At 64.3% G+C, this 23784-nt stretch carries 24 protein-coding genes; 11 read left to right on the top strand and 13 right to left on the bottom strand.

Going from position 1 to position 23784, the window contains the following annotated elements:
- Positions 1–25: 25 nt before the first annotated feature.
- The 3 genes from minD to ACYQ00_RS19950 all read left to right on the top strand — a co-directional run bounded on the left by minD (position 26) and on the right by ACYQ00_RS19950 (position 3164).
- Complete coding sequence (gene minD / locus ACYQ00_RS19960) at positions 26–856, top strand: septum site-determining protein MinD (protein WP_460033819.1); 831 nt, start codon at positions 26–28, stop codon at positions 854–856.
- Positions 857–859: 3 nt separating this feature from the next.
- The gene (minE, locus tag ACYQ00_RS19955) at positions 860–1120 is read left to right on the top strand and encodes a cell division topological specificity factor MinE (RefSeq protein ID WP_460033818.1); all 261 of its coding nucleotides are present in this window, start codon (positions 860–862) and stop codon (positions 1118–1120) included.
- 268 nt (positions 1121–1388) lie between these two features.
- Positions 1389–3164 carry a methyl-accepting chemotaxis protein gene (locus ACYQ00_RS19950; protein WP_460033817.1) on the top strand — a complete coding sequence of 592 codons (1776 nt, stop codon included), beginning with the start codon at positions 1389–1391 and terminating at the stop codon, positions 3162–3164.
- A 94-nt stretch (positions 3165–3258) separates the two neighbouring features.
- On the opposite strand, the gene ACYQ00_RS19945 is transcribed toward ACYQ00_RS19950, so the two are convergent.
- Both ACYQ00_RS19945 and ACYQ00_RS19940 read right to left on the bottom strand, forming a co-directional pair.
- Positions 3259–5256: an HD-GYP domain-containing protein gene (locus ACYQ00_RS19945; protein ID WP_460033816.1), complete on the bottom strand. Its 1998-nt coding sequence runs from the start codon at positions 5254–5256 to the stop codon at positions 3259–3261.
- 161 nt (positions 5257–5417) lie between these two features.
- Positions 5418–5873 (bottom strand): RrF2 family transcriptional regulator, encoded by a 456-nt coding sequence (locus tag ACYQ00_RS19940; RefSeq protein ID WP_460033815.1) that lies wholly within the window; start codon positions 5871–5873, stop codon positions 5418–5420.
- Between the two features lie 368 nt (positions 5874–6241).
- Between ACYQ00_RS19940 and ACYQ00_RS19935 the strand changes: the two genes are divergently transcribed.
- Positions 6242–6664: a universal stress protein gene (locus ACYQ00_RS19935; protein WP_460033814.1), complete on the top strand. Its 423-nt coding sequence runs from the start codon at positions 6242–6244 to the stop codon at positions 6662–6664.
- A gap of 148 nt (positions 6665–6812) precedes the next feature.
- Here ACYQ00_RS19935 and ACYQ00_RS19930 read toward each other — a convergent pair whose 3' ends face one another.
- From ACYQ00_RS19930 to ACYQ00_RS19915, 4 genes are all read right to left on the bottom strand, one after another.
- On the bottom strand, positions 6813–7454 hold the full coding sequence (locus ACYQ00_RS19930; protein ID WP_460033813.1) for a hypothetical protein: 642 nt from the start codon (positions 7452–7454) through the stop codon (positions 6813–6815).
- 24 nt (positions 7455–7478) lie between these two features.
- Positions 7479–8627: a lytic murein transglycosylase gene (locus ACYQ00_RS19925; protein WP_460033812.1), complete on the bottom strand. Its 1149-nt coding sequence runs from the start codon at positions 8625–8627 to the stop codon at positions 7479–7481.
- 12 nt (positions 8628–8639) lie between these two features.
- Complete coding sequence (locus tag ACYQ00_RS19920) at positions 8640–10448, bottom strand: lytic murein transglycosylase (protein WP_460033811.1); 1809 nt, start codon at positions 10446–10448, stop codon at positions 8640–8642.
- 150 nt (positions 10449–10598) lie between these two features.
- Positions 10599–11105, bottom strand: a complete 507-nt coding sequence (locus ACYQ00_RS19915) for a hypothetical protein (RefSeq protein ID WP_460033810.1) — start codon at positions 11103–11105, stop codon at positions 10599–10601.
- Positions 11106–11229: 124 nt separating this feature from the next.
- Here ACYQ00_RS19915 and ACYQ00_RS19910 point away from each other — a divergent pair, with 124 nt between their 5' ends.
- The 3 genes from ACYQ00_RS19910 (at position 11230) to ACYQ00_RS19900 (ending at position 14400) form a co-directional block, all read left to right on the top strand.
- Positions 11230–12582: an MATE family efflux transporter gene (locus ACYQ00_RS19910; protein WP_460033809.1), complete on the top strand. Its 1353-nt coding sequence runs from the start codon at positions 11230–11232 to the stop codon at positions 12580–12582.
- A 315-nt stretch (positions 12583–12897) separates the two neighbouring features.
- Positions 12898–13359 (top strand): PilZ domain-containing protein, encoded by a 462-nt coding sequence (locus ACYQ00_RS19905; protein ID WP_460033808.1) that lies wholly within the window; start codon positions 12898–12900, stop codon positions 13357–13359.
- Between the two features lie 168 nt (positions 13360–13527).
- On the top strand, positions 13528–14400 hold the full coding sequence (locus ACYQ00_RS19900; protein ID WP_460033807.1) for an AAA family ATPase: 873 nt from the start codon (positions 13528–13530) through the stop codon (positions 14398–14400).
- 77 nt (positions 14401–14477) lie between these two features.
- On the opposite strand, the gene ACYQ00_RS19895 is transcribed toward ACYQ00_RS19900, so the two are convergent.
- From ACYQ00_RS19895 to ACYQ00_RS19880, 4 genes are read right to left on the bottom strand one after another with little or no spacing between them, the layout of a single operon-like run.
- Positions 14478–14963: a V-type ATP synthase subunit K gene (locus ACYQ00_RS19895; protein WP_460033806.1), complete on the bottom strand. Its 486-nt coding sequence runs from the start codon at positions 14961–14963 to the stop codon at positions 14478–14480.
- A complete protein-coding gene (locus ACYQ00_RS19890; RefSeq protein ID WP_460033805.1) occupies positions 14954–16849 on the bottom strand; it encodes a V-type ATP synthase subunit I in 1896 nt (631 codons plus the stop codon). Before ACYQ00_RS19890 ends, ACYQ00_RS19895 begins: the two co-directional genes overlap by 10 nt.
- Positions 16846–17463 carry a V-type ATP synthase subunit D gene (locus ACYQ00_RS19885; protein WP_460033804.1) on the bottom strand — a complete coding sequence of 206 codons (618 nt, stop codon included), beginning with the start codon at positions 17461–17463 and terminating at the stop codon, positions 16846–16848. Before ACYQ00_RS19885 ends, ACYQ00_RS19890 begins: the two co-directional genes overlap by 4 nt.
- Before the next feature lie 22 nt (positions 17464–17485).
- Positions 17486–18778 (bottom strand): V-type ATP synthase subunit B, encoded by a 1293-nt coding sequence (locus ACYQ00_RS19880; protein ID WP_460033803.1) that lies wholly within the window; start codon positions 18776–18778, stop codon positions 17486–17488.
- Between the two features lie 151 nt (positions 18779–18929).
- Here ACYQ00_RS19880 and ACYQ00_RS19875 point away from each other — a divergent pair, with 151 nt between their 5' ends.
- Positions 18930–19127, top strand: a complete 198-nt coding sequence (locus ACYQ00_RS19875; protein ID WP_460033802.1) for a hypothetical protein — start codon at positions 18930–18932, stop codon at positions 19125–19127.
- Positions 19108–19581 (top strand): hypothetical protein, encoded by a 474-nt coding sequence (locus ACYQ00_RS19870; RefSeq protein WP_460033801.1) that lies wholly within the window; start codon positions 19108–19110, stop codon positions 19579–19581. The genes ACYQ00_RS19875 and ACYQ00_RS19870 overlap by 20 nt, the downstream gene beginning before the upstream one ends.
- On the opposite strand, the gene ACYQ00_RS19865 is transcribed toward ACYQ00_RS19870, so the two are convergent.
- Genes ACYQ00_RS19865 through ACYQ00_RS19855 form a run of 3 tightly spaced genes read right to left on the bottom strand, consistent with a single transcriptional unit; the run spans position 19568 to position 22660 of the window.
- Positions 19568–21382 (bottom strand): V-type ATP synthase subunit A, encoded by a 1815-nt coding sequence (locus ACYQ00_RS19865; protein WP_460033800.1) that lies wholly within the window; start codon positions 21380–21382, stop codon positions 19568–19570. The two genes, ACYQ00_RS19870 and ACYQ00_RS19865, sit on opposite strands and share 14 nt — an antisense overlap.
- Before the next feature lie 25 nt (positions 21383–21407).
- A complete protein-coding gene (locus ACYQ00_RS19860) occupies positions 21408–22007 on the bottom strand; it encodes a hypothetical protein (protein WP_460033799.1) in 600 nt (199 codons plus the stop codon).
- Entirely contained in the window at positions 22007–22660 is a 654-nt protein-coding gene (locus tag ACYQ00_RS19855) for a hypothetical protein (protein ID WP_460033798.1), read from the bottom strand. The genes ACYQ00_RS19860 and ACYQ00_RS19855 overlap by 1 nt, the downstream gene beginning before the upstream one ends.
- 247 nt (positions 22661–22907) lie before the next feature.
- Here ACYQ00_RS19855 and ACYQ00_RS19850 point away from each other — a divergent pair, with 247 nt between their 5' ends.
- Entirely contained in the window at positions 22908–23318 is a 411-nt protein-coding gene (locus ACYQ00_RS19850; protein ID WP_460033797.1) for an Hsp20/alpha crystallin family protein, read from the top strand.
- Positions 23319–23338: 20 nt separating this feature from the next.
- Positions 23339–23758: an Hsp20/alpha crystallin family protein gene (locus ACYQ00_RS19845; protein WP_460033796.1), complete on the top strand. Its 420-nt coding sequence runs from the start codon at positions 23339–23341 to the stop codon at positions 23756–23758.
- The last annotated feature ends 26 nt before the right edge of the window (positions 23759–23784 follow it).

Below are 23784 nucleotides of genomic sequence, written 5' to 3'. Positions count from 1 at the left end.
CGTTACGGCGCAACAGGAATTTCACGTGGCAACTGTCATCGTCGTCACTTCCGGCAAGGGCGGGGTGGGCAAAACCACCACCGTGGCCGCCATGGGCACCGGGCTGGCCCTGCGGGGCAACAAGGTCGCGGTCATCGACTTCGACGTCGGCCTGCGCAACCTCGACCTCATCATGGGCTGCGAACGGCGTGTGGTGTATGACTTCATCAACGTCATTCACGGCGAGGCCACCCTGCGGCAGGCGCTCATCAAGGACAAGCGCGTGGATTCGCTTTACATCCTGCCCACCTCGCAAACCCGTGACAAGGACGCCCTGACCACCGAAGGCGTGGAGCTGATCATCGACCAGCTCAAGCACGAGTTCGACTATATCCTGTGCGACTCGCCTGCCGGCATTGAGCATGGCGCCATGATGGCCATGCACCATGCGGACGAAGCCGTGGTGGTCTGCAATCCGGAAGTCTCGTCGGTGCGGGATTCCGACCGCATCATCGGCCTTTTGGCCAGCAAGACCAAACGGGCCATCGAAGGCCAGACGCCCGTGCGCGAACGCCTGCTCATCACCCGCTACGACGCCGAACGCGTCGCCCGTGGCGAAATGCTCAGCGTGCAGGATGTCCAGGATATCCTGGCCGTGCCCCTCATTGGCGTCATCCCGGAATCCCGGGCCATCCTTCAGGCCTCCAACGAGGGCAACCCGGTCATCTTCGATGGCGAGACCGAAGCCGGCCAGGCCTATGCCGACGCCGTGGGCCGCCTGTGCGGCGAGGAACGGCCCCTGCGGTTCATCACCCCGGAAAAACGCGGCTTCCTGGCCAAGCTCTTCGGCAAGGACAAGAAGTCCAAGGGGGCATGATCCATGGGCATCTTCGACTTTCTGCGCCCCAAGAAGAACAGCGCCTGCGTGGCCAAGGAGCGGCTGCAAATCATCGTCGCCCACCAGCGGGCCCTGAACAGCGGGCATGACTACCTGCCCGTGCTGCAAAAGGAGCTGCTGGAAGTCATCCGCCGCTACATCCCGGTCACCGAAGAACAAGTAAAAATTGAGCTGGACAGACAGGGGGATTGCCACGTCCTGGAGCTCAATGTCACCCTGCCGGACAAAAACAATCAGAGCTGATCCGCACCGCGCATTGCCCTGCTGCCTGTTCTGCACTCCTCATGCTCCGTTTGCGCGGGGAACGGCCTTGCGCCGTTCCCCGCGCTCGTGTATGCAGGGGCCGTGCAGTCCGGGGCCTTCGTCATGCTGGTATTGAGCCGCCCGATTGTCAGCAGCTGGCGCCCGTTGCTACAGGGAATATCCCGAACCATGCCGCGCATGAGATGGCCTGGCACACAATAACGCCCCACCATGTAACCACGCTGAGATGGGGCCGAGGGGGAACACCATGAACAATTTACGTATCGGCATCAGGCTGGTCGGCGCCTTCATTCTGGTTGCGCTGTTGACGGTGGCCGTGGGCATCTCGGCGCGCTCGGAGCTGAAAACCTCGGAACGCAATCTGGAAAACATTGCCGATGATTATCTGCCGAGCATCGAATCCCTGGCCCGCATGCGCTACAACCTGCGCAACCTCACCGTGGTCATCCGGACGTTGCTGCTGCCGCAGATTTCCGAGACGGAACGCACCCGACAGCTGGGACTGTTCGAGCAGGCCCGCAAAGAATATCAACGCGCCATGGAAGACTATGCCCCCCTGCAGCGCAGCCCAGACGAAGAGACCGCCTGGAAAAACTACCAGGGTGCCCTGGCCAGGGCACGCGAGGCCAACAACAAGGTGCTGGAGATGATCGCCGCCTGGCGCAAGGATCCAGCCAACACGTCCCTTCTGGACGCCGCCACCAGTTTTGCCATGGGCGACGTGGCCGAGCGCAATCGCGAGATTATTGCCTACGTGGGCGATATGATGGCCATTAACGTCAAGAATTCCAACGCGGACAGGGCCCAGGCCCGGCAGGACATCTCCCGCAGCATCAGCCTGCTGACCTGGGCGGCCGTCATCGCGCCCCTGCTGGCCCTGGGGCTTGGACTCTGGCTGTCGCGGTCCATCTCCCTGGCCCTGGGGCAGGCCGTTCGGTTTGCCGAAACCGTGGCCACGGGCAATCTGGACGCCCGCCTGGACCTGCAACAGCGAGACGAGGTGGGCAGACTGGCCGACAGCCTACGCAGCATGGTCACCCAGCTGAAGCGGACCATTCAGGAAGCCCGCGAGCATTCCCGTCAGGCCCAGGTGGAAAGCGATAACGCCCGCCAGGCCATGCAACAGGCCACCGAAGCGCAGCGCAAGGCCGAACAGGCCAGGGCCGAGGGCCTGCGCGAGGCGGCCCACAAACTGGAAAATGTGGTCACCGTGGTCTCTTCCGCCTCCGAGCAGCTGGCCGCGCAGGTGGAACAGTCCAGCCGGGGAGCGGAAACCCAGACGGCACGCGTGGCCGAAACAGCCACGGCCATGGAACAAATGAACGCCACCGTGCTTGAGGTGGCCAAAAACGCCTCCACTGCCGCAGATGTGGCGGAGCAGGCCCGCAAGCAGGCAGCCGAAGGCTCAGGCGTGGTGCGCGAGGTGATTGCCGGCATCGAACAGGTAGCCGAGCAGTCAGGCAGCCTCAAGGCAGACATGGACGGTCTGGGCCGGCAGGCCGAAGGCATTGGCCAGGTGCTCGACGTCATTTCCGACATCGCGGATCAGACCAATCTCCTGGCACTCAATGCGGCCATCGAAGCCGCCCGGGCCGGCGATGCCGGCAGGGGCTTTGCCGTGGTGGCCGACGAGGTCCGCAAGCTGGCCGAAAAGACCATGCAGGCCACCCGGGAAGTGGGCGAAGCCATCCGGGGCATTCAGGAAGGCGCGCGCAAGAACATGGGCAATGTGGAAGCCTCGGCGCAGGCCATCGGGCAGGTCACGGCCATGGCCTCCCAGTCTGGCCAGGCCTTGCAGCAGATCGTGTCCCTGGCGGATATGGTTTCGGATCAGGTGCGCAACATCGCTGCGGCCTCCGAAGAGCAAAGCGCCACCAGCGAGGAAATCAACCGTTCTGTGGAAGACATCAACCGCGTCTCCATGGAAACCGCCCAGGCCATGCGCCAGAGCGCCCAAATTGTAGGGGAACTGGCCACCCAGGCCCAGGTGCTGCAACGGCTCATCGCCGAGTTGCGGCAGTAGCCCGACCCGTTTGCAGGCAGCACAGCATACAACCGGCCGGGGCGCGTGATCTTGCGGTCTTGCGGATCCCCCCCGGTCTGGGGCTGGCGTCACATCAGCCGGCTCTGTCCTCGTCGCGGTAGCGTTCCTGGATGGCTTCCAGCAGGGGAAGAATCTGAAAGAAGGCGTCCACCAGCTCAGGATCGAACTGGCGGCCGCGCTCGTCGGTGATGGTCTCCAGCACCTGGGCGCGGGGCCAGGGTTCCTTGTAGCAGCGGCGGGAAGACAGGGCATCGAACACGTCGGCCAGGGCCACGATGCGCGCGGCAAGCGGAATCTCCTCCCCGCGCAGGCCCTGCCCCAGCGTCAGCGAGGCTGCCGTCAGATCCGGGATGCGGCCGGGATAGCCACTGCCGTCCCAGCGCTCGTGGTGCCCCAGGCAGATGTCCAGGCACATGCGGTCCAGCGCTGGCGCTGCACCATGAAACAACAGCGCCCCATGCACGGGATGCCATTTCATGATGTCAAATTCCTCGGGAGTCAGCTTGCCGGGCTTCTTGAGGATGGCATCGGCAATGCCCACCTTGCCCACATCATGCAGCATGGCCGCCAGCCGCAGCAAATCCCGCGTGGCGTGCATCTCGTGGATGTCCACGCCCCTGTTTCGGGCCCATTGCGCATAGATCTCGCTGGAATATGCGCCCACCCGCTGCACATGCGGCCCTGTCTCGTGCGGATCCCGCATTTCCGCCAGTTTCATCATCCGCAGCACGCGTTCGCGGGTCATCACGGCCCGTTCCAGGGCTGCCGCGGCGTGGCTGGCGTACAGGGGCATGTACGCCAACAGGTCGCGCGGGAACGCGGTCACCTCCCCCCGGAGGTCCCTGGCGTTGATGATCTGCATCACCCCCACCAGCGCGCCATGGTGCGTGTGCAGGGGGATGGACAGGATGGAACGGGTGCGGTAGCCGTGCTGCTCGTCAAAGGACCGGTTGAAGGCATACGGCATGCCCGCGGGAATGGCATACGCATCATCAATGACCAGGGTCTTGCCTGTGCGGGCGGCGTAGCCGACGATGGACGTCTCATCAATGGGCAGGGAATAGCTGCGATAAATCTCGGCATTGGCTTCATGCTGCCGGAACAACGTGTCGTTATGCACGTAGGAAAAGCGCAGCCGGCCGTCTTCCACCAGAAAGATGGTCCCGGCGTCGGCCTGGACCAGCTGCCGGGATTCGTGCAGCACGGCGTCAAGGATGGCGTCCAGGTCTTCAAACCGGTTCAGCCGTTCGGTGGTATCCAGGATGTGCTTGAGGCGATGCTGATGCCGGGCGCTTTCGATGGGGGCGGCAGCCTGGGCGGCCAGGGCCTTGAGCAGCTGCATGTCCGCGCGGCCAAAGACGCCGGGCGTGGGGCTGGCCACATTGATGACCCCGATGACCTTGCCCTGAATGTTCATGAGCTCGCTCATCATGGTGGAAAGTGTGCGCTCGCCGGGCTCGCCCGCAAAGGTCAGGGCTGCCGCGTCGGCATCGGACCTGCCGGCCACAGCCCGACCCGGGCCAAGGCACTCCGCCCCGGCGCTTTCCATCTCTCCCTCGCTGAGCCGCAACGACACGCAGACATCCCCGGCCCGGAACAGCCGGCGAGCCTCGTCCACCACGATCTTACACACCTCCGCCGGACTGCGGCCACCGGCCGCCCGGGCCGCCAGCTCGCAAAACCGGTCCACCTCCTCATGCACGGCGTGCAACTCCTGGCGCAAGGACTCCTGTCCGGCCAGCAGGCCGGCCAGCACGCCCAGCAATTCCGCCACGGCCTGCGCACCCTCTGTGCTCCGTGCCGCACCGTCCCTCGCAGGGCCAAGCCGGACTTCGCCGACAATGGGGCCCGCTTCATTCAGGACGGTCCCCACCTCTCCCGCGCCGAGGTGGATGGGGAATGCGATCCGGGAGGACTCGCGGTCCTCGCTCAGGACGGGCTCCGCATCATCCGGAAAAACATGCACCGAGAGCGGCTCCCCTCCGGCCAACATCCGCAACCGTCGCGCCATGGCCGGATCTGCCACCAGGGCCCGCAGGGAAGAGGCAAGGCGCAACGAGGAGGAAGGCATGTGCATCTCGTTGAAAATGGTGAAGGTGTGGAACACAACATATCACAAGGGCAGGTCGGGCGACAACCACTTGCAGACAAAACCCCCAGCCTGCGTCTGGCACAGGCCGGGGGTTGAACAGGCTGCCCACCGTGGGAGCGCCGGAATCGAGTGCGAGGCGGCTAGCCTTGCTCGCGCGGCAACAGGCAGCGCTCCACCCCACCGCCGGCGCGCTCCGCCTCGCGCATGAGATCCAGGAAGGTGATGGCGTCCAGCCGTTCCAGCATGGCCTTGGTGGCCTCAATCCAGACCTTGCGGGTCAGGCAGTCGGAAGAAATGGGACACACCCCGGCGTCCTTGGCGCACTCCGTCAGGGCCATTTCCCCCTCCATGGCCCGAACCACCGCGCCCACGGCAATGCGTTCCGGCAGATCTGAAAGCACATGCCCGCCGCGGGGTCCACGCTTGCTCTTGATAAAGCCGGCTTGCTTGAGGGGGCGGATAAGTTTTTCCAGATACTTGACAGATACGCCCTGCCGCTTGGAAATATCGGAAATGCGCACCGGCCCGGCCTGGCTGTTCATGGCGATATCCAGCACCATGCGGGTGCCATAGCGGCTGCGAGTGGAAAGCTTCATGCCTGCTCCTTGCATGACTGGCTGCAATTTCAGCCAGATAAGTGAACCCCCCTTCATGCAGGGGAGAATGCAGATTGCGAAAGGCCAATCCCTACCAGAATGGTGGAACAAAGGCAAGCAGAAACCCGCCACCACCGTTGCCCTATCGTATATTCTTCTCCTTTTCATTATCTAAATTAGGGCTACGCTCCCTCCATCAGGAAGAGCACATCGTTTGGGCAAAATTTTGTGACAAGTTTCACATTTGCGCCTTGCCTTTTCCCTCCTATTCCTTATCTTACGTATGAAGCTCCGGAGATGGCCGTTTCCCCGGGGCCAAGGGAAGGTGTGCCTGCATTGTCGTGCTCCCAGCCACAAGGAGAAGGCGTATGAAGCTGCTCGTTGCGCATGACGGCTCGCCTCAGGCGGGCAAGGCCCTGGAGATGGCAACCACTTTGGCAAAGAACCTTCACGGCGAGATTACCGTCATCACGGTCACGCCGGATCTGACCTACCCTTTGGACGAACTGCCCCTTGAGCTTTCCGAGCGCCTCCAGGAGAGTGTGGCCGAGGAAACGCAAAAGCTCTTGCGCAGTATTACCGCGGACATGGCCCAGGCTGGCTGCCCGGTGAAAACGGTGGACAAGACCGGCCGGCCTGCGGATGCCATTGTGGCCGCAGCCAAGGAGCTTGGCGTGGACATGATTGTGGTGGGCTCCACCGGCAAGCAGGGAGCGAGCCGCCTTCTGCTGGGCTCGGTTTCCGCCTCGGTGGCCGAGCATGCGCCGATGAGCGTGCTGGTGGTCAGATAACGAAACACACATCGGGGGCCGCGAGTACGCCGCCTCCATCACAAAGGGCGGGAACCATGTTCGTCATGGTTCCCGCCCTGGCACGTCGGGTACCCGGCAATTTCAGGCGCTCGAAAGCACGGACCGGCAGTGCCGCGGCCCGGAAGGGTCAGTCATTGTCATCATAGCTGCCCAAATCCCCCTCCTCATCTCCCTGCTGCGCCTCCACCCCCAGCCGGTCCAGCAGCCGGGCCACCTTTGCCTCCAAGGGCAGGTCCGCACGGACAAGGTGCCGGGCCAGGGTCATGGCGCTGGGCTCCAGGGCGCCAAGCCGGGAGGCCAATTGCTCACGGTCCAAGGTGGCGGCAGCGGCTGCCTCCGGATGCGACGTCCCGGCCAACGCGGCCAGGCAGGTGGGTACATCGGCAATGAGGTATACCGGCGTCAGCGGCAGGCAGGACAAGGCCTGGGCATCAAAATAAGGGACAATGCGGTCATCCACCACATACACCCGTCCCGCGCCGTTCAGGGCGCGCATGGCCTTGCCTGCGGCGAGTTGCAGGTCTTCGCACCGCTCCTGCCCTTCGCACCCCAGCAAGGCCACCAGCATGTCCAGGCGATCAGCCAGGGCCGAGGCCAGAGGGCCGCGACCGCTGCCGGGCAGGCCGATGAGCAGCAGGGATTGCGCTCCGGGATCAAACGGCTGCGGCGCCAGCGTCCCCTGGCGCATGGCAAAGGTGGCTGTGCGCTCCGGGTCTTGGATGCTGGCCTTTTCCTGAATGAAATGCTCGGTGGAATGCTGTCTGGACATGCCGGCGTGCTCCTGCGCTGGGGGCTAGTCTGGAACCTGCGAGGCGACATGGTCCGCCACATGCAGGATGGTATTCACATACACCACGCTGGGGTTGTAGCGGAAGAGGACGCGACGAAGTTTGCTGCGATCCGCTGCCGTCCCCTCCCAGCCGTGTCCTTTGAGGAAGTTGCCCATGGAGTGCAAGGCGTCTTCCAGGGTGAAGAGATCCAGACTGCCATCGCGGTTGCCATCCACGCCGAACTTCAGCGCGCTGGAGGGCATGAACTGGGCGATGCCTATGGCGCCATAGATGGAACCGGGGATGGCCAGCACATCCCGCTTGCCGCCGGAGGCGTAGGTAATGAGCGCCTTGAGCTCGCGATACGCCCAGTCGGCTTTTTCCCGGGTCTTGGCCTGCATCCAGGCCAGGGCCGGGCCCTGGGGGTTGTCCCGGGCAAAGGCCGGTTGGATCAGGGCGGTGTTTTCGCACAGGGCCATGCTGGCCAGGGTCTGAAAGGCCGGGGCTTCGCCCAGGAACAAGCCGACGCGGGTTTCCACGGTCAGCAGGCCCGTGGTCACCGTGGGGGGCACGCCGTATGCGGCCTCGATCTGCCGGAGCAATGGCCGGTTGGCGCGGTAAAAGACCACAGCCTCGGCCAGCCGCTCAGGCGTGACGATGGTCCGGTACACCTGGGGGCCTTCGGGTTCGGGCGGCAGGTCCACCTGCGGCGGGGCCTTGCGGGTTTCCACGCGCAGGCGGGCCAGCAGATCTTCGGTGGCCTTGCCGGTCAGCGGCGCGCCACTGACCTTTTCATAGCGTCTGATGGCCAGCCGCGTGCCGGGACCCATCCGGCCATCGGGCTTGCCCTCCAGATAGCCCAGGGCCTTGAGCCGCTGCTGGATATCCCGGACCAGGGCGGAACCGAATTTTTTGTGGAAGAGATCCTCAATCTTGTCCACCATGGGCGCGGTGGTGAAGGCCGCCTCGGGCCGGCAGAACTGGCGTTCCAGCCAGCCTTTGTCCACTCCATCGGCAACGAGCTTCTGGATGAGCGGCCGCCAGGTCGCCAGCTGTTGTGCGGCCTGCTGCGGGCCGGGCTGGGAACCGGGCTGGGACGCCGCCGGCGCGGCCCAGCCCGGCGCGAAGCTCGTCATCAACAGCAGGACAAGCGCCACACAGTTTGCGCGCATCTCAGTATCTCCTCATTTCAGGCCGGCGATGGCGCCGCCGGAAACGGTGTTGCCCTGCAGGCGGGCCCCGGCCTGACCACCCAGCGCGGCGGCGATGGCATTGTCATCAAAATAGGAATTGCTCACGGACGCATCCTTGGAAATGGGATCCAGATCCAGAAGGCTGCCCGCGGCATTGTCCCGCAGCACGCATTGTTCCAGCCCCAGCCCGCTCAGGCCCCGGCCCTGGATGACTGCCGGGGCCTGGACGCCGCGGAGCACCCCGTTGATCAGCTTGAGCCCGGTTGTGCGAAACCCGCTCAGGGCCGGGCCGCGGGTCTGCTCAATGAGGCACTGCAACAGACGGAGATCGGCCGCACCATCGGCGGCCAGCCCGATGCCCGCCGGGCCGTGCAGCCGGACATGCTGCAGGGTCACGCTGCTGGAGCCGGTCACCGCCACCAGAGAGAGGGTCCCCTGCACCGGCCGGACAGCCAGATTTTCCAGAAACACATCCTGGCAGCGATCGATCTGCAGCGCCGGCAGAAGCACCTCGCCCCGGCCCACGAGGGTCAGCCGCTGCAGCCCTTGCAGCAGCAGCGGCACCCCCCGGGTATTGTAATTGCCGGGCGCGAGTTCGATGCGCCGATTGGAGCCCAGGGCGGCTTGCAGGGACGGCAGGGAATTGACCACCACCGGCGCACCGGCCCGGGCTGGTGCGGCCACCGGGGCCAGCTCGCGGGTCAGGTGCTCGGCCACGCCCAGCACAGTGTTCACATACGTTTCGCTGCGGTTGTACCGCCAGACCACCTGCTGCCGCTTGCCCAGATCCATCTTGCCGGACCAGCCCCACCCCTTGAAATACTTGCCAATGGAGTAGATGGCGTCCTCGGCGAGAAAGAGATCCACCTTGCCGTCGCCATCACCGTCGGCCCCGAATTTCTCGATGTTGGAGGGCATGAACTGCGGCAGCCCCACGGCGCCATACGGTGAACTGGGGAAGGAGAAGGGATCCTTGCCCGTGGCCTTGCACCAGCGCAGGAGGGCAGCCAGTTCCTCAAAGGCCCAGTCCCCGCGGATACGGGCTGTTTCCTTGAGCCAGTGCGTCTCCGAAGGGCTCATCTTCACATTGGAGAAAAAGCGGGTGGCGCGGTCGGGGTCGCCGTCCAGGGCCATGCTGGCCAGGATGGTCACGGCGCGGTCGTGTCCCAAAATGCGGCCGTGGCGGGTTTCCACGGTAAGGATGGCCGTGGCCATTTCGCCCGGCACGCCAAACTGGGCGGTCATGCCCTGCAGTGTACCGTAGTTGGCCACGTGGAACTCCCGGGCCTCGGCCAGACGGAAGGGCTTGAGCACGCCGGCGTGCACACGGCCATGGGTCCAGACCGTGGGCAGGGGTGAGGCCTTGCCGGCGCGGGTCAGGGCTTTTTCCAGGGCATCCACCACATCCTGGTTGGGCAGGCCGTCCACGGGCAGGCCCTGCGATTCCTGAAAGGCCTCAATGGCCGCGCGGGTGCCAGGGCCGTATTTCCCATCTGGCGTATCGGAAAAACGCCCAAGCGTGGCGAGCTGCTCCTGAATCTTGCGCACCGTCACCCCACCCTTGAGGCTTTTGTACAAAGCGCGGAGCTTGTCTCCCATCGGTTCAGGATCATAGACCATTTCCGGCCGGGCGAAGAGTTTGGCCACCCAGGGGCCGTCAAGCCCTGACTGGACCAGCCGACGGGCGACGGGATCCCACATGGAGGCCGCCTCGGCCGGGGAGGGCAACCCTGCCAGCAGGCACACGGTGGCGGAAAGTGCCATGGCAACAAACAGATGAAAAAAGCGGACGCCGATCATAGAATCCTTGCTGCACATCGCCCGGCCAGGGCCAGAATAAGGACCAGATTCAGGGCCTGAACAAGAGCCGGGGCGGGTCGTTCGCGGGGGGATATCCTGGGTCGAGTGAGGGCAACAGCGTCGGGAGTACCTGCTTTTTGTCAGAACCCGCTACGGCCGGGCAAGTGTGCCACCGCGGGCCGCAGCCAGAAGCCGCTCGCGAATCTGCCCTTTGTAGATGGTCTGTTCCGGTGCGCCCCCCTGCGTGCCGGAAAGCCGAATCAGCGCATTGCCAAGCATTTCAGCAGTCAGACTATGGCGCACGGTGTCGATGCGCACGGTCACGGCATAGCGTTCCAGCCCTGGCTCCGCATCCATGCTGCGCAGCAGTTCCTGGGCCAGGCGCACGTCCAGCTCGCCCTCCACGCCAGGATACAGCCCCAGATCCACGGTCCTCTCCCTCGGGGCGCCAGGAGTGCGCGGGATGACGGCAGACGGCACCTCCGGTTCCAATACCCCGAACCGTTCGGCCCATTGCCGCCAGACCGCCTCATTCAGCAGCTCCATGGGCACATCCGCAGGCCACAACGCGTACATGGCGCCTGCCGCGCTCACGGTCACCAGCAAACATGCCATCAGCACGGCCTTGCGCAGGGAGGGCTCACGGGAAGACGCCATTGCCCACGTATACCATCGCCCGCCGTCGTTGTCATGCCCTGGGGCCATACCATGGAGATTCTTGCCAGAACTTCATCCGCAGGCTACATGCAGGGCATCCCCGCCACTCCAACGCCGGCACACCATGCGCCCAGACCTGCTGACCCAGCCCATCCCCCAGGCAACCTTGCACATTGCCGTGCCGGCCAGTGTGGGATTTCTGTTTTTGACCCTGTTCAACGTGGTGGACACCTGGTTTGCCGGGCAACTCTCCACGGATGCCCTGGCCGCCCTCTCCCGCTCCTTTCCGGTGTACTTCATCGTCCTGGCTGCGGGCAACGGCCTGGCGACCGGCGCCACGGCCTGCATCGGCGGCGCCCTGGGCGCAGGGGACAAGGCCAAGGCCGCAGGCTATGCCATCCAGACGCTGCTCCTTGGCGGGCTGGCCGGGGTGCTCCTTGGGGGCCTGGGGCTGGCCCTGGCGCCCACGCTCTTCCGGCTCCTGGGTGCGGACGAGTCGAACCTCCCCCTGTGTCTGGCGTACATGAACACCATGTTCCTCGGCGCGCCCCTGTTGCTGCTCATGTTCATGAGCAACGCCGTGCTCCAGGCCATGGGCAACACCCGCTGTTACCGCAACTATTTGATTTTGAGTTTTTTCCTGAACTGTCTGCTGGACCCTTGGTTCATCCACGGCGGCCTGGGCCTGCCGGCCATGGGCGTGCGCGGCGTGGCCCTGGCCACGGTGGTCTGCTATGCCGTGGGGGTCTGGCGCCTGGGCCGTGGGGTGGCGGCAAGCGGCATTCTGGAGAGCGTGCAGCGCAAGGACTTCAGGCTCCACCCGGCCCTGTTTCTGGATATCATGCGCCAGGGCCTGCCGGCTTCCTTCACCCATTTCACCATTGGCCTGGGCATCTTCGTCATCACCTTTTACCTGGGCCAGTATGGCGACGTGGCCGTGGCGGCCTACGGCGTGGCCACACGCATCGAGCAACTGGCCCTGCTGCCGGCTGTGGGACTCAACGTCTCCACCCTGGCCCTGGTGGCGCAGAACTATGGCGCCGGAAAACTGGACCGCGTGAGCGCCACACTCCGGCATGCCTTGTGGCTGGGAGCCGGGGTGATGGCTGTTGGCGGCGTGCTGCTGCACTTTCTGGCTGAGCCGCTCATGGCCGCGTTCACCGACGATGCGGCTGTGGTGGAGAGCGGCGCCGTCTACTTACGTCTGGCCGCATTCATTCTCTACGCCTATGTGGTGGTGTATGTGCATGTGGCGGCATTGCAAGGGGTACGCAAACCTATGTTCGGGGTTGTTATTGGCGTGTACCGTCAATTGCTTGCCCCGATAATTCTGTTTCATATTGGAGTGTTTGTGTTTAAATGGAATATTCTATGGATCTGGTGGAGCATTTTTTTGATCACCTGGTCAGCCGCATTGTGCAGCCTTGTGTTTGGCAGAAGAATCATTTCCCGTGCAATAGCTGACCGTTCAACATGATTTTCAGACATCCACAAGTGCGCGCTGCATTGCAATCCCTGGTGATTCATCTTTATTGCACTACAAATTTACCAAGGAGCATTTATCTGAATTGATGGTTTTCACCAATACATTTTCTAGACTTTTTCTTGCAATGCGATATACAGATACAGCAGCGATTCAACAGCAACTTAAGACTGGCAATTTGATTCGAGATGCGGTACATAGAGGCATAGATGCGCCAAGAGAACGCGCATCGCATCGGTTCGTCAACGATGCGCCGGCCCGCGCCTGCCATGATGCAGGCCATCCGGCACACTGGACAAGGAGCCTTGCATGGACGATTCCACCAAACACCCGTCGCCGGCGGCCACCGGCAACACAAGCCCTGAGGCTGCCACCCCCGCGGCGGACGATCCCGGCCAGCAGCCTTTTCGCAAGTCGTTCCGGGTGCCTGTTGGGGACAGATACGCCCTGGCTGTGCAGATTGGCGGTGTCAGCTACGGCGCATTCGACCTGGTGGAAGGCGGGGTGGGCATCTTCCACTCCCGGCATGCGGCCTTTTCCGTGGGCCAAACCCTGGAGGGCCTGCTGCTCCAGTTCCGGGGCGATACCCTCAGCCTGGCCGGCCGTGTGGTGCATGTCTTTCGCAATGAAGATGGCATGATTCGTTACGGCGTGGAGTTTTTGGACATGGACGCCGAAACCCAGGCGCGGCTGGCGGAATTCGTGCGATTGGCCCGCCTGGAGTACCTTAACCAACAGGGCCAACATGCCGATGAGCCCGATGCGCGCTGACTTGCCTGCCGCAAGCCCTGCTGCGGCTGCGCGAGGGGCGCAGCCCCTGCCCTCCCCTGCTCTGGGCAGCGCGGGCATGGACGGCATTGTGGGTAATGCAGGCAACGCGGACTACAGGGCGCAGCTGTTCTGCGGAATGCCATAACCCTTTGAGGGAGGCTTGCGGTCATGGAAATCACTTGTCCGAAGTGCGGGTTTTCCCGCACTGTCGACGACGCGAAAATCCCTTCCAAAAAGGCGATTGTTCACTGCAAAAGCTGCGGAAACAAGTTTCCCCTGGCCCGCGCCCGCTCCATTGCCGTGCTGCTCTCCAAGGGCGGGGTGGGAAAAACCACCACCAGCGTGAACCTGGCCGCCGGTCTGGCGCTGGAAGGCCAGCGTGTGCTGCTCGTGGACACCGACACCCAGGGCCAGGACGCCTACATGCTCGGCGTGAAGCCCAAGGCCGGCCTGACCGAGCTGGTCACCGAGGAGCTCAAGCCCAAGGACGCCATCTTCAAGGCCCGTGACAATCTCTGGCTCCTGGCCGGCGGCAAGTCCCTGGCCGGTGTCAAACGCATGATCGACCGCAAGGACTTTGGCGGGGAAATGACCCTCACCGAGGCCCTGGCCCCCCTGGAGACGCAGTTCGACTTCATCATCATCGACTCTTCCCCGGGCTGGGACCCGCTGACCGTGAACGTGCTCTTCTACGCCAAGGAGATTCTCATCCCCATTTCCCTGGAGGTCATGAGCCTGCAGGGGCTCTCGGAATTCATCAAGAGCCTGTCGTCCATCAAAAAGTACCGCAAGGAAGTGGGCATCAAGTACCTCGTGCCCACCTTCATGGACGAGCGCATCAAAAACCCCGGCGAAATCCTGGAAAAGCTGCGCAAGATCTACCCGCAGCACATCTGCGAGCCCATCCGCTACAACGTCCGCCTTTCCGAGGCCCCGGCCTACGGCATGACCATCTTCGAATATGCCGGTGGATCTCCCGGCGCGGTGGACTACAAAGGGCTGGTCAAGCGCGTGATGGAATCCGGCGAGGAAGAAAGCTGAGCCGCCGTGCCCCATGCGCTGCCCGGCTGCCCGACTGCCCGGCTGCCGGCTGCCCGGCCGGCTTGATCGCGGACTGGCTATCTGAGTGTCCCCTGGATGAAGACCATCACAAAAAGGGCCACGGTCTCCACCACGCCCAAGGTCATCAGGTAGTTGCCGAACCCCTTGCCTGTCTCGCCCAGGGCGTCCGCCCCGGCGGCCCCGGCCCGGCCCTGGTACCAGGCCGAGATGCCCATGGCCAGCCCGCCCAGCAGCCCGGCCATGAGCATGGCCGGCCAGGGAATGAAGGCCGATTCCCCCGCCGCAGCCGCGGCCAGGGCGGCGTTGCACTGGGTGTTCATGGCATTCATGAGAATCATGCCATAGATGGTTTGGGAGAGGGGCGCGCCGATAAAGGCGATAATGATGAAGGGGGCGGCCCGGTTCTGGGCGTAGCACTTCTTCCAGGCGCCAATGCCGGCCATGCCCGCCGCGCCCGCGCCCAGGGCCGAGCCAATTGCCGAAAGCCCCAGGGCCATGGCCGCACCGGCCTTGCCCAGGGCTGCCATCATGATCAGTTCCATCCGTGTGCTCCTTCAGCCTGCCGGGGGGCCTCCGCTTCTGACGGCGCGCGATGTTCCGGCGCCGCCCCGCGCGTGGCAACCCGGAAGGGCTGGTAATCTTTCCCGGCCCAGGTCAGGCCCAGGTGGTTGGCGAATTCCAGGGTGTTCAGGCGCACACCATGCACCAGCACCCCCATGCAGGACAAAAGAATGTTCCCGGCGTGCCCCACAAACAGCACTGCCGCGGCCAGCAGTCCCGAGAGCGGCCCGTTCACGCCGTCGGCCAGGGCCATGTCATTCACGGCCCGGGCCATGGCCAGGGAGGCCGCGCCCACAGCATACAGCCGCACGTACGAGACCACATCCACAAAATTGCTGATGATGTTCAGGGGCAGCATGACGTGAGCCGTCCAGGCCGTTTTCAGCTGCGCAAGCGGGGTCATGAACAGCACCACCAGCAGGCCGGAGCCCCCGGCCACCCAACCCATCCAGCCAGGAAAGACCGCGCCAAGCACCATCATCCGCGCCGCATAATACATGCTCCAGACGATTCCCAGCCAGCCCAGCTGGGCCAGCGCCGTGGTGGAAGGCCAGAGCCGCAGGGCATTCCAGAGATGGGCCAGGGATAGGTGCAGCGCCCCCAGGAGAAAGCACAAGGCCATGAGGTTGTGGTCTGCGGCGTCGCCAGTCAGCCAGTCCAGCCGCATCCCATCCAGAAGCGCCGGCAGGCGGACTGCGCCGAACCAGGTGCCCGTGAGCGCCCCCCAGGCCAGTGTGGCCGTGCTCATGATCGTCAACAGGGTGAAGGCCCGGCCGGGAAGCTGTGGCCAACGCCACCGCCCCAGCAGGGAGGCGGCCAGAAAGAGCAGCCCGTAGCCGGCGTCGCCCACGAGCATGGCGAAGAACAGACTCAAAAAGACGAGCACCGGCGCGCCGACATCTGGTTCGCCATACCCTGGCAGGATGCCTACGGCTTCGAAGACGCTTTTGACCGGCTCCAGCCAGCGCGGGTAGCGCAGCAGCGTGGGCGGGGCCTGGGTCTGATCCGCCATGGGGGTGCGTTCCGCCGGAGCCAGGAGCGCGGCCCAGCCGCGGCTGGCGCATGCCTCGGCCAGGGCGGCGGCCTCGTCTTCCGGCACATAGCCGCGCAGGTGGGCCAGGGCAACACCCGCGGCGGCTGGCTCCAGCTGCGCCATGCTCTGCCGGGCCTCGGTCCAGCGCAGGGCGTCTTCCAGTTCCGCCGCATGCCGCTCCAGGACCGGGCGGAACCGGGCCAGCCGGGCCAGCTCCTCCCGCGCGGTCTCCAGCCCGGCTGCTGTGGCGGCCAGCTCCGCCTCCACGGCGCCCAGTTCCCGCGCCGGCCAGGGCACGGGAAGCAGCGGCAGATCCGATGCAGCGGTGTGAGAGTCTCCATACTCCACCAGGACATGATAGGTTTCCACGGCATTGCTGGAGGTGGGGGCCAGGGGCTGCCAGGCTGCGCCGGGCACGTCCGGGAGCCGCACCCCTCTGGGGACGCGGTACAAGGTCAACGAGACGCCGGCAGCCCGCACAGCGTCCAGGCAGGTGCGATCATACCGGCCCAGGGGGGCCACCGCGTCACGTTCGCGTTCCAGATCAGCCAGGCGGTCGGCCAGGGCGTCCTGCCGGGTCAGGAGTTCGGCGACCTGCCCGGCCAGGTCCACCGGGGCTTCTTCGGTTGGAGCGTTTTCCCCGACGGCCGGCAGCCGGCTGAGCGAGGCCCGGACCCTGGCCAGCGCTGCCGCCGCCTGTTCCACGCCCGTCGCCGACCCTGCCGAATCCACGGGCGTCAGATGCACCACGCCCAGCGCACCCAGGAGGGACAGGGCGGCGTCCTGGTCTCCGTCAGGACACAAGAGGTCAAGGCGGTGCATGGGCACGATCATGAGGTGCTCCTGCGGCGTTCCTTCTGCCGGCTCTTGGCCATCTTGGCCCGGACCACGGCCGCGGTCTCCTGGTCCCCCAGGGCAATCTTGATGCGCCGGATATGGTCGCGGGCCTGTGGGATCTTCACCTTTTCAAAGAGATTGACCCGCTGGGAGGTGGTGCGCAGCTCCTCGGCCACGGCCTGACGCTGGGTATGCAGAAAATGGATCTCCAGCTGCAGCACGGCCAGCTGCCGCGCCGTTCTGATGCCCTCGTCCGACCACAGCGGGGAGGTTCCCAGCGGTGGCAGGGTCTGCACAAAGGCCACCTCATCCAACGTCTCCACCTGCACCCCGGCCACGTTAGCCTGGCGGACCTGCAGGGAGGCCACCTTCATATATGGTGCAAAATCAAACGGTTCCGCAAATAACGCCAGCCATGCTGCCGCATCGTGCTCCACCGCGGCCAGGGCCTGGCGCTTTTCCTGGAGCTTCCGGGAGAGCCGCCGCAACTCCGCCTGCAGCTGCTGCTTTTTGAGCTGCAGCGTGGGCAGGTAGCGGGTAAAGCGCTCCAGGGCCTCGCGCTGGGCCTTGAGTTCATGCTTGGTGGATTTGACGGTGCTGACTGCGCCCATGACCTGCCACTCCCCGGCCGGATCACACCGGCCAGAATTCCTCGGCCAACGCCGTGGGAATGGCTGTTTCCGCGCGATCGAAGCAGCGGGCCAGAATGCTCCACCCGCGGTCCAGGGCTGCTTCCAAGGGCAGATTGACCGAAAGGTCCATCAATTGCTTTTCGAACAGTCCGGCATAGGTCAGCAGCTTGCGATCCCAGGCGTTCATGCGGAAGCCCATGGCCTGTTTTTCCTTGGCTTCCCGGGCCTCGGCGTACAGCTGGATCATCACGTTCATGATGGTCCGATGGTCCTTGCGGGTCTGCCCGTTCACCAGCTGCTTGAGCCGGGAGAGGGAACCAAAGGGCTCAATGCGGCCGTTTTTCAGATAAAACTGCCCCTCGGTGATGTAGCCGGTGTTGTCCGGCACGGGATGAGTGACGTCATCGCCGGGCATGGTGGTCACGGCCAGCACGGTCAGGGAGCCCGCACCCTGGAAGTCCACGGCCTTTTCGTAACGCGAGGCCAGCTGGGAATACAAATCGCCGGGATACCCGCGGGTGGAGGGAATCTGCTCCATGGTGTTGGCGATTTCCTTCAGGGCATCGCAAAAATTGGTCATGTCCGTCAGCAGGCAGAGCACCCGGCGGCCCTTGAGGGCAAAGGCCTCGGCCACGGCCAGGGCGATGTCCGGGGCCAGCAGACACTCCACCGTGGGATCAGCCGCGGTGTGGATGAAGAGCACGGCCCGGGAGAGCGCGCCCTGCTCTTCCAGCAGATCGCGGAAAAAGAGGTAGTCGTCATGCTTGAGACCCATGCCGCCCAGGACGATGACGTCCACCTCGGCCTGCATGGCGATGCGGGCCAGGAGCGGATTGTACGGCTCCCCGGCCGCGGCGAAGATGGGCAGCTTTTGCGACTCCACCAGGGTGTTGAAGATGTCGATCATCGGGATGCCCGTGCGGACCATGCGTGAGGGCACCACCCGCCTGACCGGGTTGACCGGCGGGCCGGCCACGTCGATGAGCGCGTCGGTGAGTGCCGGCCCCTTGTCCCGCGGCAGGCCGCCGCCGGTGAAGACGCGGCCCAGGAGGCTGTCGGAAAAGTGCATGCGCACGCCGTGGCCGAGGAAGCGGATCTTGGCGTTGGTGGCCACGCCGCGGCCGCCGCCAAAGACCTGCAGATACACCCGCCCCCGTTCCAGCCGGATGACCTGGGCCAGGGAACTGTTCTTGGGCGAAGAGACCTCGGCCAGCTCGCCATAAGCCACGGCATCTGCCTGGACCATGATGACATTGCCGGCAATCTGTTCAATGCGGTGGTAGATTCTATGCATGCGGAGCCCTGTCATCCAATGAGCCAAAAGATGCGTATGGTTGCAACGTGCCACCCGTACAGAGCAGGGTCAACCCGTATCCCATGAAAATCAGTCCATGCCGGTTGCTTTTTCCTGAAAAACTGCCCATACTTTTCCTGAGGTGAATGCGATGGATAAGAATTATCTCGGCGTCACCGCTGAAATGGTGCGCCGTGTCAATGCTGCCAGGATTGCGCGCAAGAAAACCGGAGAAGCAGCTCCGGAACATGTTGATTTTCTTGGGCGCCCCATCAAAATCAACCTGTTTTTTGACAGGGATGAGGTAAAGAGGGCCTGGAGAGTCGTTCGTGAGCGCGCAAGAACGTAAGTACAACTATATTTTTGAAGAACTGGCCGGGGAGCCCGATGATCTCATCGGGCTCCTTGCATATGGCATCTATAAACGTGAAAAAATTGAGTATATTAAATCGTTTTGGACGAAACATGACCGCGGCCCCACGGACGACGAACTCGCCGTCTTTCATGATCTGAGCATGAGTCGGCTCAGCTCTTATTTGCGTCTTGCCGAATCTGACCTCGCCGAATTTCAGAATCTGCTCATTGAAGATCACGCCACGCAACTTTCGGACACCTATGAACGACGACTCAACTTGGAGTTGCGTTCCATCAAGCCCTCATGGAAAGATGCCATCCTCCAAAGCTTCTTAGGTTCCGTCTTGTTCACCATTTTCATTGGGGCGCTTGCGGTGCTGTTGATTGGATGGCGTGGTGGCATCAACACCATCGTGCAAGAGTCAGTCAAGCTGTTTACAGGCCAATAAGGGTCTGGACTCCAGCATTTTCCGGATCTTCCCCGTCTTCTTCCATCCCGGCCGCCTCCCGGCAGCGTTGCCGGATTTCCGTCTCCATGGCCTCGAACTGCGGGGCGTCCATGGGGATGCGGTTGAAGTCCTGGAAGCGCTGGGTCAGATTGAGGAAAAACCGCCGGGCCGCGTCCTTGTCCTCCAGGGCAAACTCCCGGGTCAGGATCTCGGAAACCAGCCCAAAGACGCGGCGCTGGCGGGCGGCATCCGTGGCGCCGTCCACGGGATCGTAGGCGTCTTGCTGCAGGTAGGCGGCGTCCAGGAATTCTCCTTTCAGATAGAGCAGATAGTCTTCGAGGCTGGTGCCTTCATCGCCCACCACCTGCATCATCTGCTTCACTTCCGCACCCTGGGCCAGGAGCCGGCGGGCGGCCTCCACCTGCGCCGCGTCCGCCACACCGGGGTACTTGCTCCAGGAATCCAGGGGATCGATGGCCGGGTAGCGTCGGGCGTCGGACCGGGCGCGGGAAAGTCCCAGAAAGGCCCCGACCACCTTGAGGGTGGCCTGGGTCACCGGCTCCTCGAAATTCCCCCCGGCCGGACTCACGGTGCCGCCGATGGTCACGGAGCCGGTCTGCCCGTCGTGCAGGCGGACCACGCCGCCGCGCTCGTAAAAGGCCGCGACCACGGATTCCAGATAGGCCGGAAAGGCTTCCTCGCCGGGAATCTCCTCCAGCCGCCCGCTCATTTCCCGGAGGGCCTGGGCCCAGCGGGAGGTGGAGTCGGCCAGCAGGAGCACCTTCAGCCCCATCTGCCGGTAGTGCTCGGCCATGGTCACGGCGGTATAGACGCTGGCCTCGCGCGCGGCCACGGGCATGCTGGAGGTGTTGCAGATGATGATGGTCCGCTCCATGAGCGAGCGGCCGGTGCGGGGATCTTCCAGTTCCGGGAAGGTGCGGATGGTCTCCACCACCTCACCGGCCCGCTCCCCGCAGGCGGCCACCACCACCACATCCACATCGGCATGGCGGGAGGTGATCTGCTGCAGCACGGTCTTGCCCGCGCCAAAGGGGCCGGGGATACAGTACACCCCGCCCAGGGCCACGGGGTTGCAGGTATCGATGATGCGGATCTTCGTGGTCATGGGCTGGGTGGGCCGCAGGCGCTCGGCATAGGCAGTGATGGGAATCTTCACCGGCCAGCGCTGGGAAAGACGGATTTCGTGCTCGCGGCGTTCCTCGTCCAGAACCACGGCCACCACGTCATCCATGGCGTATTCGCCGGCCTCGGCCAGGGAGATCAGGGTCAGCCGGCCCTTGAGACCGTAGGGAACCATGATGGCGTGGGAAAAGATGGCCTCGGGTACGTGGCCAATGGCCATGCCGGCCCGCAAGGGCATGCCGGTGCTGGCGCAAGGGGTAAAGGCCCAGCGGCGTTCCGGGTCCAGGGCGCGGTGGTAGCTGCCGCGGGCCAGGAAGAAGCCGTGCTCGGCGGCGATGGCATCCAGAGGCGTCTGCAGGCCGTCGAAGACCTGGCCAAGCATCCCCGGCCCCAGCTCCACGGTCAGGAGCTCGCCGGTAAAGACGACCTTGTCTCCCACACGCAGGCCGTGGGTGGCCTCAAACACCTGCAGATCAGCGTAGCGGCCTCGCACGCGGATAACTTCGGCCTTGAGCCCTGTTTTTCGCACGGCTCCCTCGCCGGCCTCCTCGAGTTGCACATAGGCCACCTCGTTCTGGACGACGGGATGATCGAACTCCACGGTGACGAGGTTGCCGCCCACGCCGACGATACGGCCGACATTCTCCGACTGCTGCATGCAATATCCTGCGTCTGCTCCCGGCTCAGTGTGGCGCGGGGTGTTCCGCCGGTCCGGGGGCGGTGTCCTGGGCGCCCAGGGCGTCCAGGGCATTGAGCCCCAGGCGGCCCAGTCTGGCCAGGGCGGCGCGGCCTTCTTCCGCATTCCAGCCAGCCCAGCGCAGGGCCAGGCGCAGCCTGCCGGCATAGGCCACCAGAAAGGCGTCGCCAAAAGGACTGGCGGTGGCGAGTTCGTCCAGAAATTGTTCGCGAGCCCTGTCCAGGGCCATCTCCCGGGCCAGGGGGTCCGGGGCGTTCACGGCCTGCTCCACCGCCTGTTCCAGGGCCACGGACCAGCCGGGGTGCTCGCGAAGCTCCAGGGTTGCGTCATCCTGCCGGAGGGCTGCACGACGACGCTGCACGGCGTTGCCCAGCTGGGCCTCGAAGGCGGCATACGCCTTGACCGCCGGATGATGGGCTTCCTCCAGGGCGCCTTCCAGCACGGCCTGCAGTTCCATGAGCAGCTCTTCCGACACATGCGCCAGACACGCGCCGATGAAGTCGTCTTCACCCAAGGGCGGCACGGCGCCCGGCTCCCGCAGGCTGACGGTGGGCAGGCTCGACACCAGATAATAATAGGCAGGCATTATGGCGCTCCCCTCGGGTCGGTCATCCCGTTTTCCGCAATGTCCTGCGCCGCGGCGGCCAGATGCTCGGCCAGGGCCGGCCGCACCAGCTGGGCAAGACTTTCGGCAATGGCCTGACTGGTGAAGTCGATGTACATGTACCCTTCCCGCGTTCCCAGGCGGAAGCCTCTTAGGATGTCCGCATCGGCGCGGATCTCCACGCCCTGGAGCAGCTCTTCCCGGAACTTTTTGAGGAAGAAGCCGGCCAGGGCTTCCTTGTCCTTGGGGGAAAGGATGATCTCCAGCCCGCTTTCCCGGGGGGAGGCGGCGCAGGAGGCGGTCACCTGCTCCAGCATGCGCACCAGCACCTCGCGGTCCAGGGTGCGCTCCACCTCTTCCTCCAACACGCTGACAAAGAGATCCTGAATGGCGGCGCGCAGGGTCAGCAGCAGATCCCGGGCCGCATGGCGCAAGGCCTGGGCTCCCTGCTGACGCTGGCGGGCGGCCTCCTCGGCGGCCTCCCGGCGCAAGGTCTCAGCCTCGGCGCGCGCAGCAGCGCGGATGCTCCGGGCCTCTTCCCGCGCGGCGTCCAGAAGCGCCTCGGCCTTGGCCTGCCCCTGCTCCACGGCGTCTGTCCGGATGCGCTCCAGCAACGCGGCCATTGCGTCTGCCATCAATCCTCCATGCGGCGGTTCAACATGACGTACCACCGTGTGTACTGCATCTTTGTTGATTTCATGTGAAGCCTAGCCTTTTTTCCACGCCGATGTAAACCATTCTCCGCATTCTCATGAAACGATTGTCATCTGCAGCAGCCAGGGCCATTGACTGCCAGCGCACTGGCCTTACATTGAAAATCGGTTGTGCAACCCCACAGTGCGCCGCGTCTGACCCCTTTGCGTGCAACTCGGAGTGTGTGTTATGGTTATTGATTTCAGCCCCTTTTATGCCGGGGTTTCCCCGCTGGAACAGCTGTTTGACCGCCGCTGGCCCCCTGGCGTCTGGCGCAATGAGCCGGTTTTTCCCCTGCTCAATGTCAGCCACGACGAGACAGCCATTTTCGTGCACTGCCGCCTGCCCGGCGTGGCCATTGAGGATGTGGAATTGACCCTGACCGGGGACACCCTGGTCATCAAGGGCGAACGCAAACCCGTGCAGGGACGGTATTATCGCCAGGAGCGCCCTTCGGGGCCCTTCCAGCGGGTGGCCACCATCAACGCCCCGGTGGATCAGGACAACATCAAGGCCACGCTCAAGGATGGCATCCTGGCCATTGTGCTGCCCAAGGCCGCACCGGCCGCGCCGCGTACCATCACCATTGCCGCATCGTAAGCCTTCAGGAGCTCCCCGCCATGGCCGCCAGCACCACGCCCCCCGGCTTCCCAGGATTCCCAGGCCTGCACCCCCGCCTTGCCACTCCGAATCGCGAGCCGCACCGCATCATTCCGGATACGGACATCATTGAGCTGGAAGACGGCTTTCACATTTTTCTGGACATGCCGGGCATCGACAAGGAGAGCCTGCGCATCAGCCTGAACGGCAGCGAGCTGCACGTTTCCGCGCGCACCCGTTTTGACCTGGACAAGGCCATGCGCGGCTCCAAGACCCTGGCACACATGGAGTTTGGCGGCGGCGAGTACCTGGCGGCATTCACCATTTCCGACGATGTGGACCGCGAGCGCATCCGGGCCACGGTGCACAACGGCGTCATCGACCTGCACCTGCCCCGGAGTACCCGCCAGACCACCCGCATCGCCATCCTGCGGGGGTGAGGACCGGGAGCGTCAGCGTCTTCGCG

The sequence above is a fragment of the Megalodesulfovibrio paquesii genome (genome assembly GCF_054653055.1).
This window is presented reverse-complemented; position numbering and strand designations above follow the sequence as displayed.

Coding starts and splice junctions, on each gene's coding strand:
- ACYQ00_RS19940 (WP_460033815.1), bottom strand. CDS start 5,873: ATGAAGCTTTCCACTCGCAGCCGCTATGGCACCCGCATGGTGCTGGAT.
- ACYQ00_RS19925 (WP_460033812.1), bottom strand. CDS start 8,627: ATGCGCGCAAACTGTGTGGCGCTTGTCCTGCTGTTGATGACGAGCTTC.
- ACYQ00_RS19945 (WP_460033816.1), bottom strand. CDS start 5,256: ATGCCTTCCTCCTCGTTGCGCCTTGCCTCTTCCCTGCGGGCCCTGGTG.
- ACYQ00_RS19865 (WP_460033800.1), bottom strand. CDS start 21,382: ATGCAGCAGTCGGAGAATGTCGGCCGTATCGTCGGCGTGGGCGGCAAC.
- ACYQ00_RS19905 (WP_460033808.1), top strand. CDS start 12,898: ATGGACGATTCCACCAAACACCCGTCGCCGGCGGCCACCGGCAACACA.
- ACYQ00_RS19880 (WP_460033803.1), bottom strand. CDS start 18,778: ATGCATAGAATCTACCACCGCATTGAACAGATTGCCGGCAATGTCATC.
- ACYQ00_RS19890 (WP_460033805.1), bottom strand. CDS start 16,849: ATGATCGTGCCCATGCACCGCCTTGACCTCTTGTGTCCTGACGGAGAC.
- ACYQ00_RS19935 (WP_460033814.1), top strand. CDS start 6,242: ATGAAGCTGCTCGTTGCGCATGACGGCTCGCCTCAGGCGGGCAAGGCC.
- ACYQ00_RS19860 (WP_460033799.1), bottom strand. CDS start 22,007: ATGCCTGCCTATTATTATCTGGTGTCGAGCCTGCCCACCGTCAGCCTG.
- ACYQ00_RS19875 (WP_460033802.1), top strand. CDS start 18,930: ATGGATAAGAATTATCTCGGCGTCACCGCTGAAATGGTGCGCCGTGTC.
- ACYQ00_RS19845 (WP_460033796.1), top strand. CDS start 23,339: ATGGCCGCCAGCACCACGCCCCCCGGCTTCCCAGGATTCCCAGGCCTG.
- ACYQ00_RS19900 (WP_460033807.1), top strand. CDS start 13,528: ATGGAAATCACTTGTCCGAAGTGCGGGTTTTCCCGCACTGTCGACGAC.
- ACYQ00_RS19930 (WP_460033813.1), bottom strand. CDS start 7,454: ATGTCCAGACAGCATTCCACCGAGCATTTCATTCAGGAAAAGGCCAGC.
- ACYQ00_RS19895 (WP_460033806.1), bottom strand. CDS start 14,963: ATGGAACTGATCATGATGGCAGCCCTGGGCAAGGCCGGTGCGGCCATG.
- minE (WP_460033818.1), top strand. CDS start 860: ATGGGCATCTTCGACTTTCTGCGCCCCAAGAAGAACAGCGCCTGCGTG.
- ACYQ00_RS19850 (WP_460033797.1), top strand. CDS start 22,908: ATGGTTATTGATTTCAGCCCCTTTTATGCCGGGGTTTCCCCGCTGGAA.
- ACYQ00_RS19855 (WP_460033798.1), bottom strand. CDS start 22,660: ATGGCAGACGCAATGGCCGCGTTGCTGGAGCGCATCCGGACAGACGCC.
- ACYQ00_RS19885 (WP_460033804.1), bottom strand. CDS start 17,463: ATGGGCGCAGTCAGCACCGTCAAATCCACCAAGCATGAACTCAAGGCC.
- ACYQ00_RS19910 (WP_460033809.1), top strand. CDS start 11,230: ATGCGCCCAGACCTGCTGACCCAGCCCATCCCCCAGGCAACCTTGCAC.
- ACYQ00_RS19950 (WP_460033817.1), top strand. CDS start 1,389: ATGAACAATTTACGTATCGGCATCAGGCTGGTCGGCGCCTTCATTCTG.
- ACYQ00_RS19920 (WP_460033811.1), bottom strand. CDS start 10,448: ATGATCGGCGTCCGCTTTTTTCATCTGTTTGTTGCCATGGCACTTTCC.
- ACYQ00_RS19915 (WP_460033810.1), bottom strand. CDS start 11,105: ATGGCGTCTTCCCGTGAGCCCTCCCTGCGCAAGGCCGTGCTGATGGCA.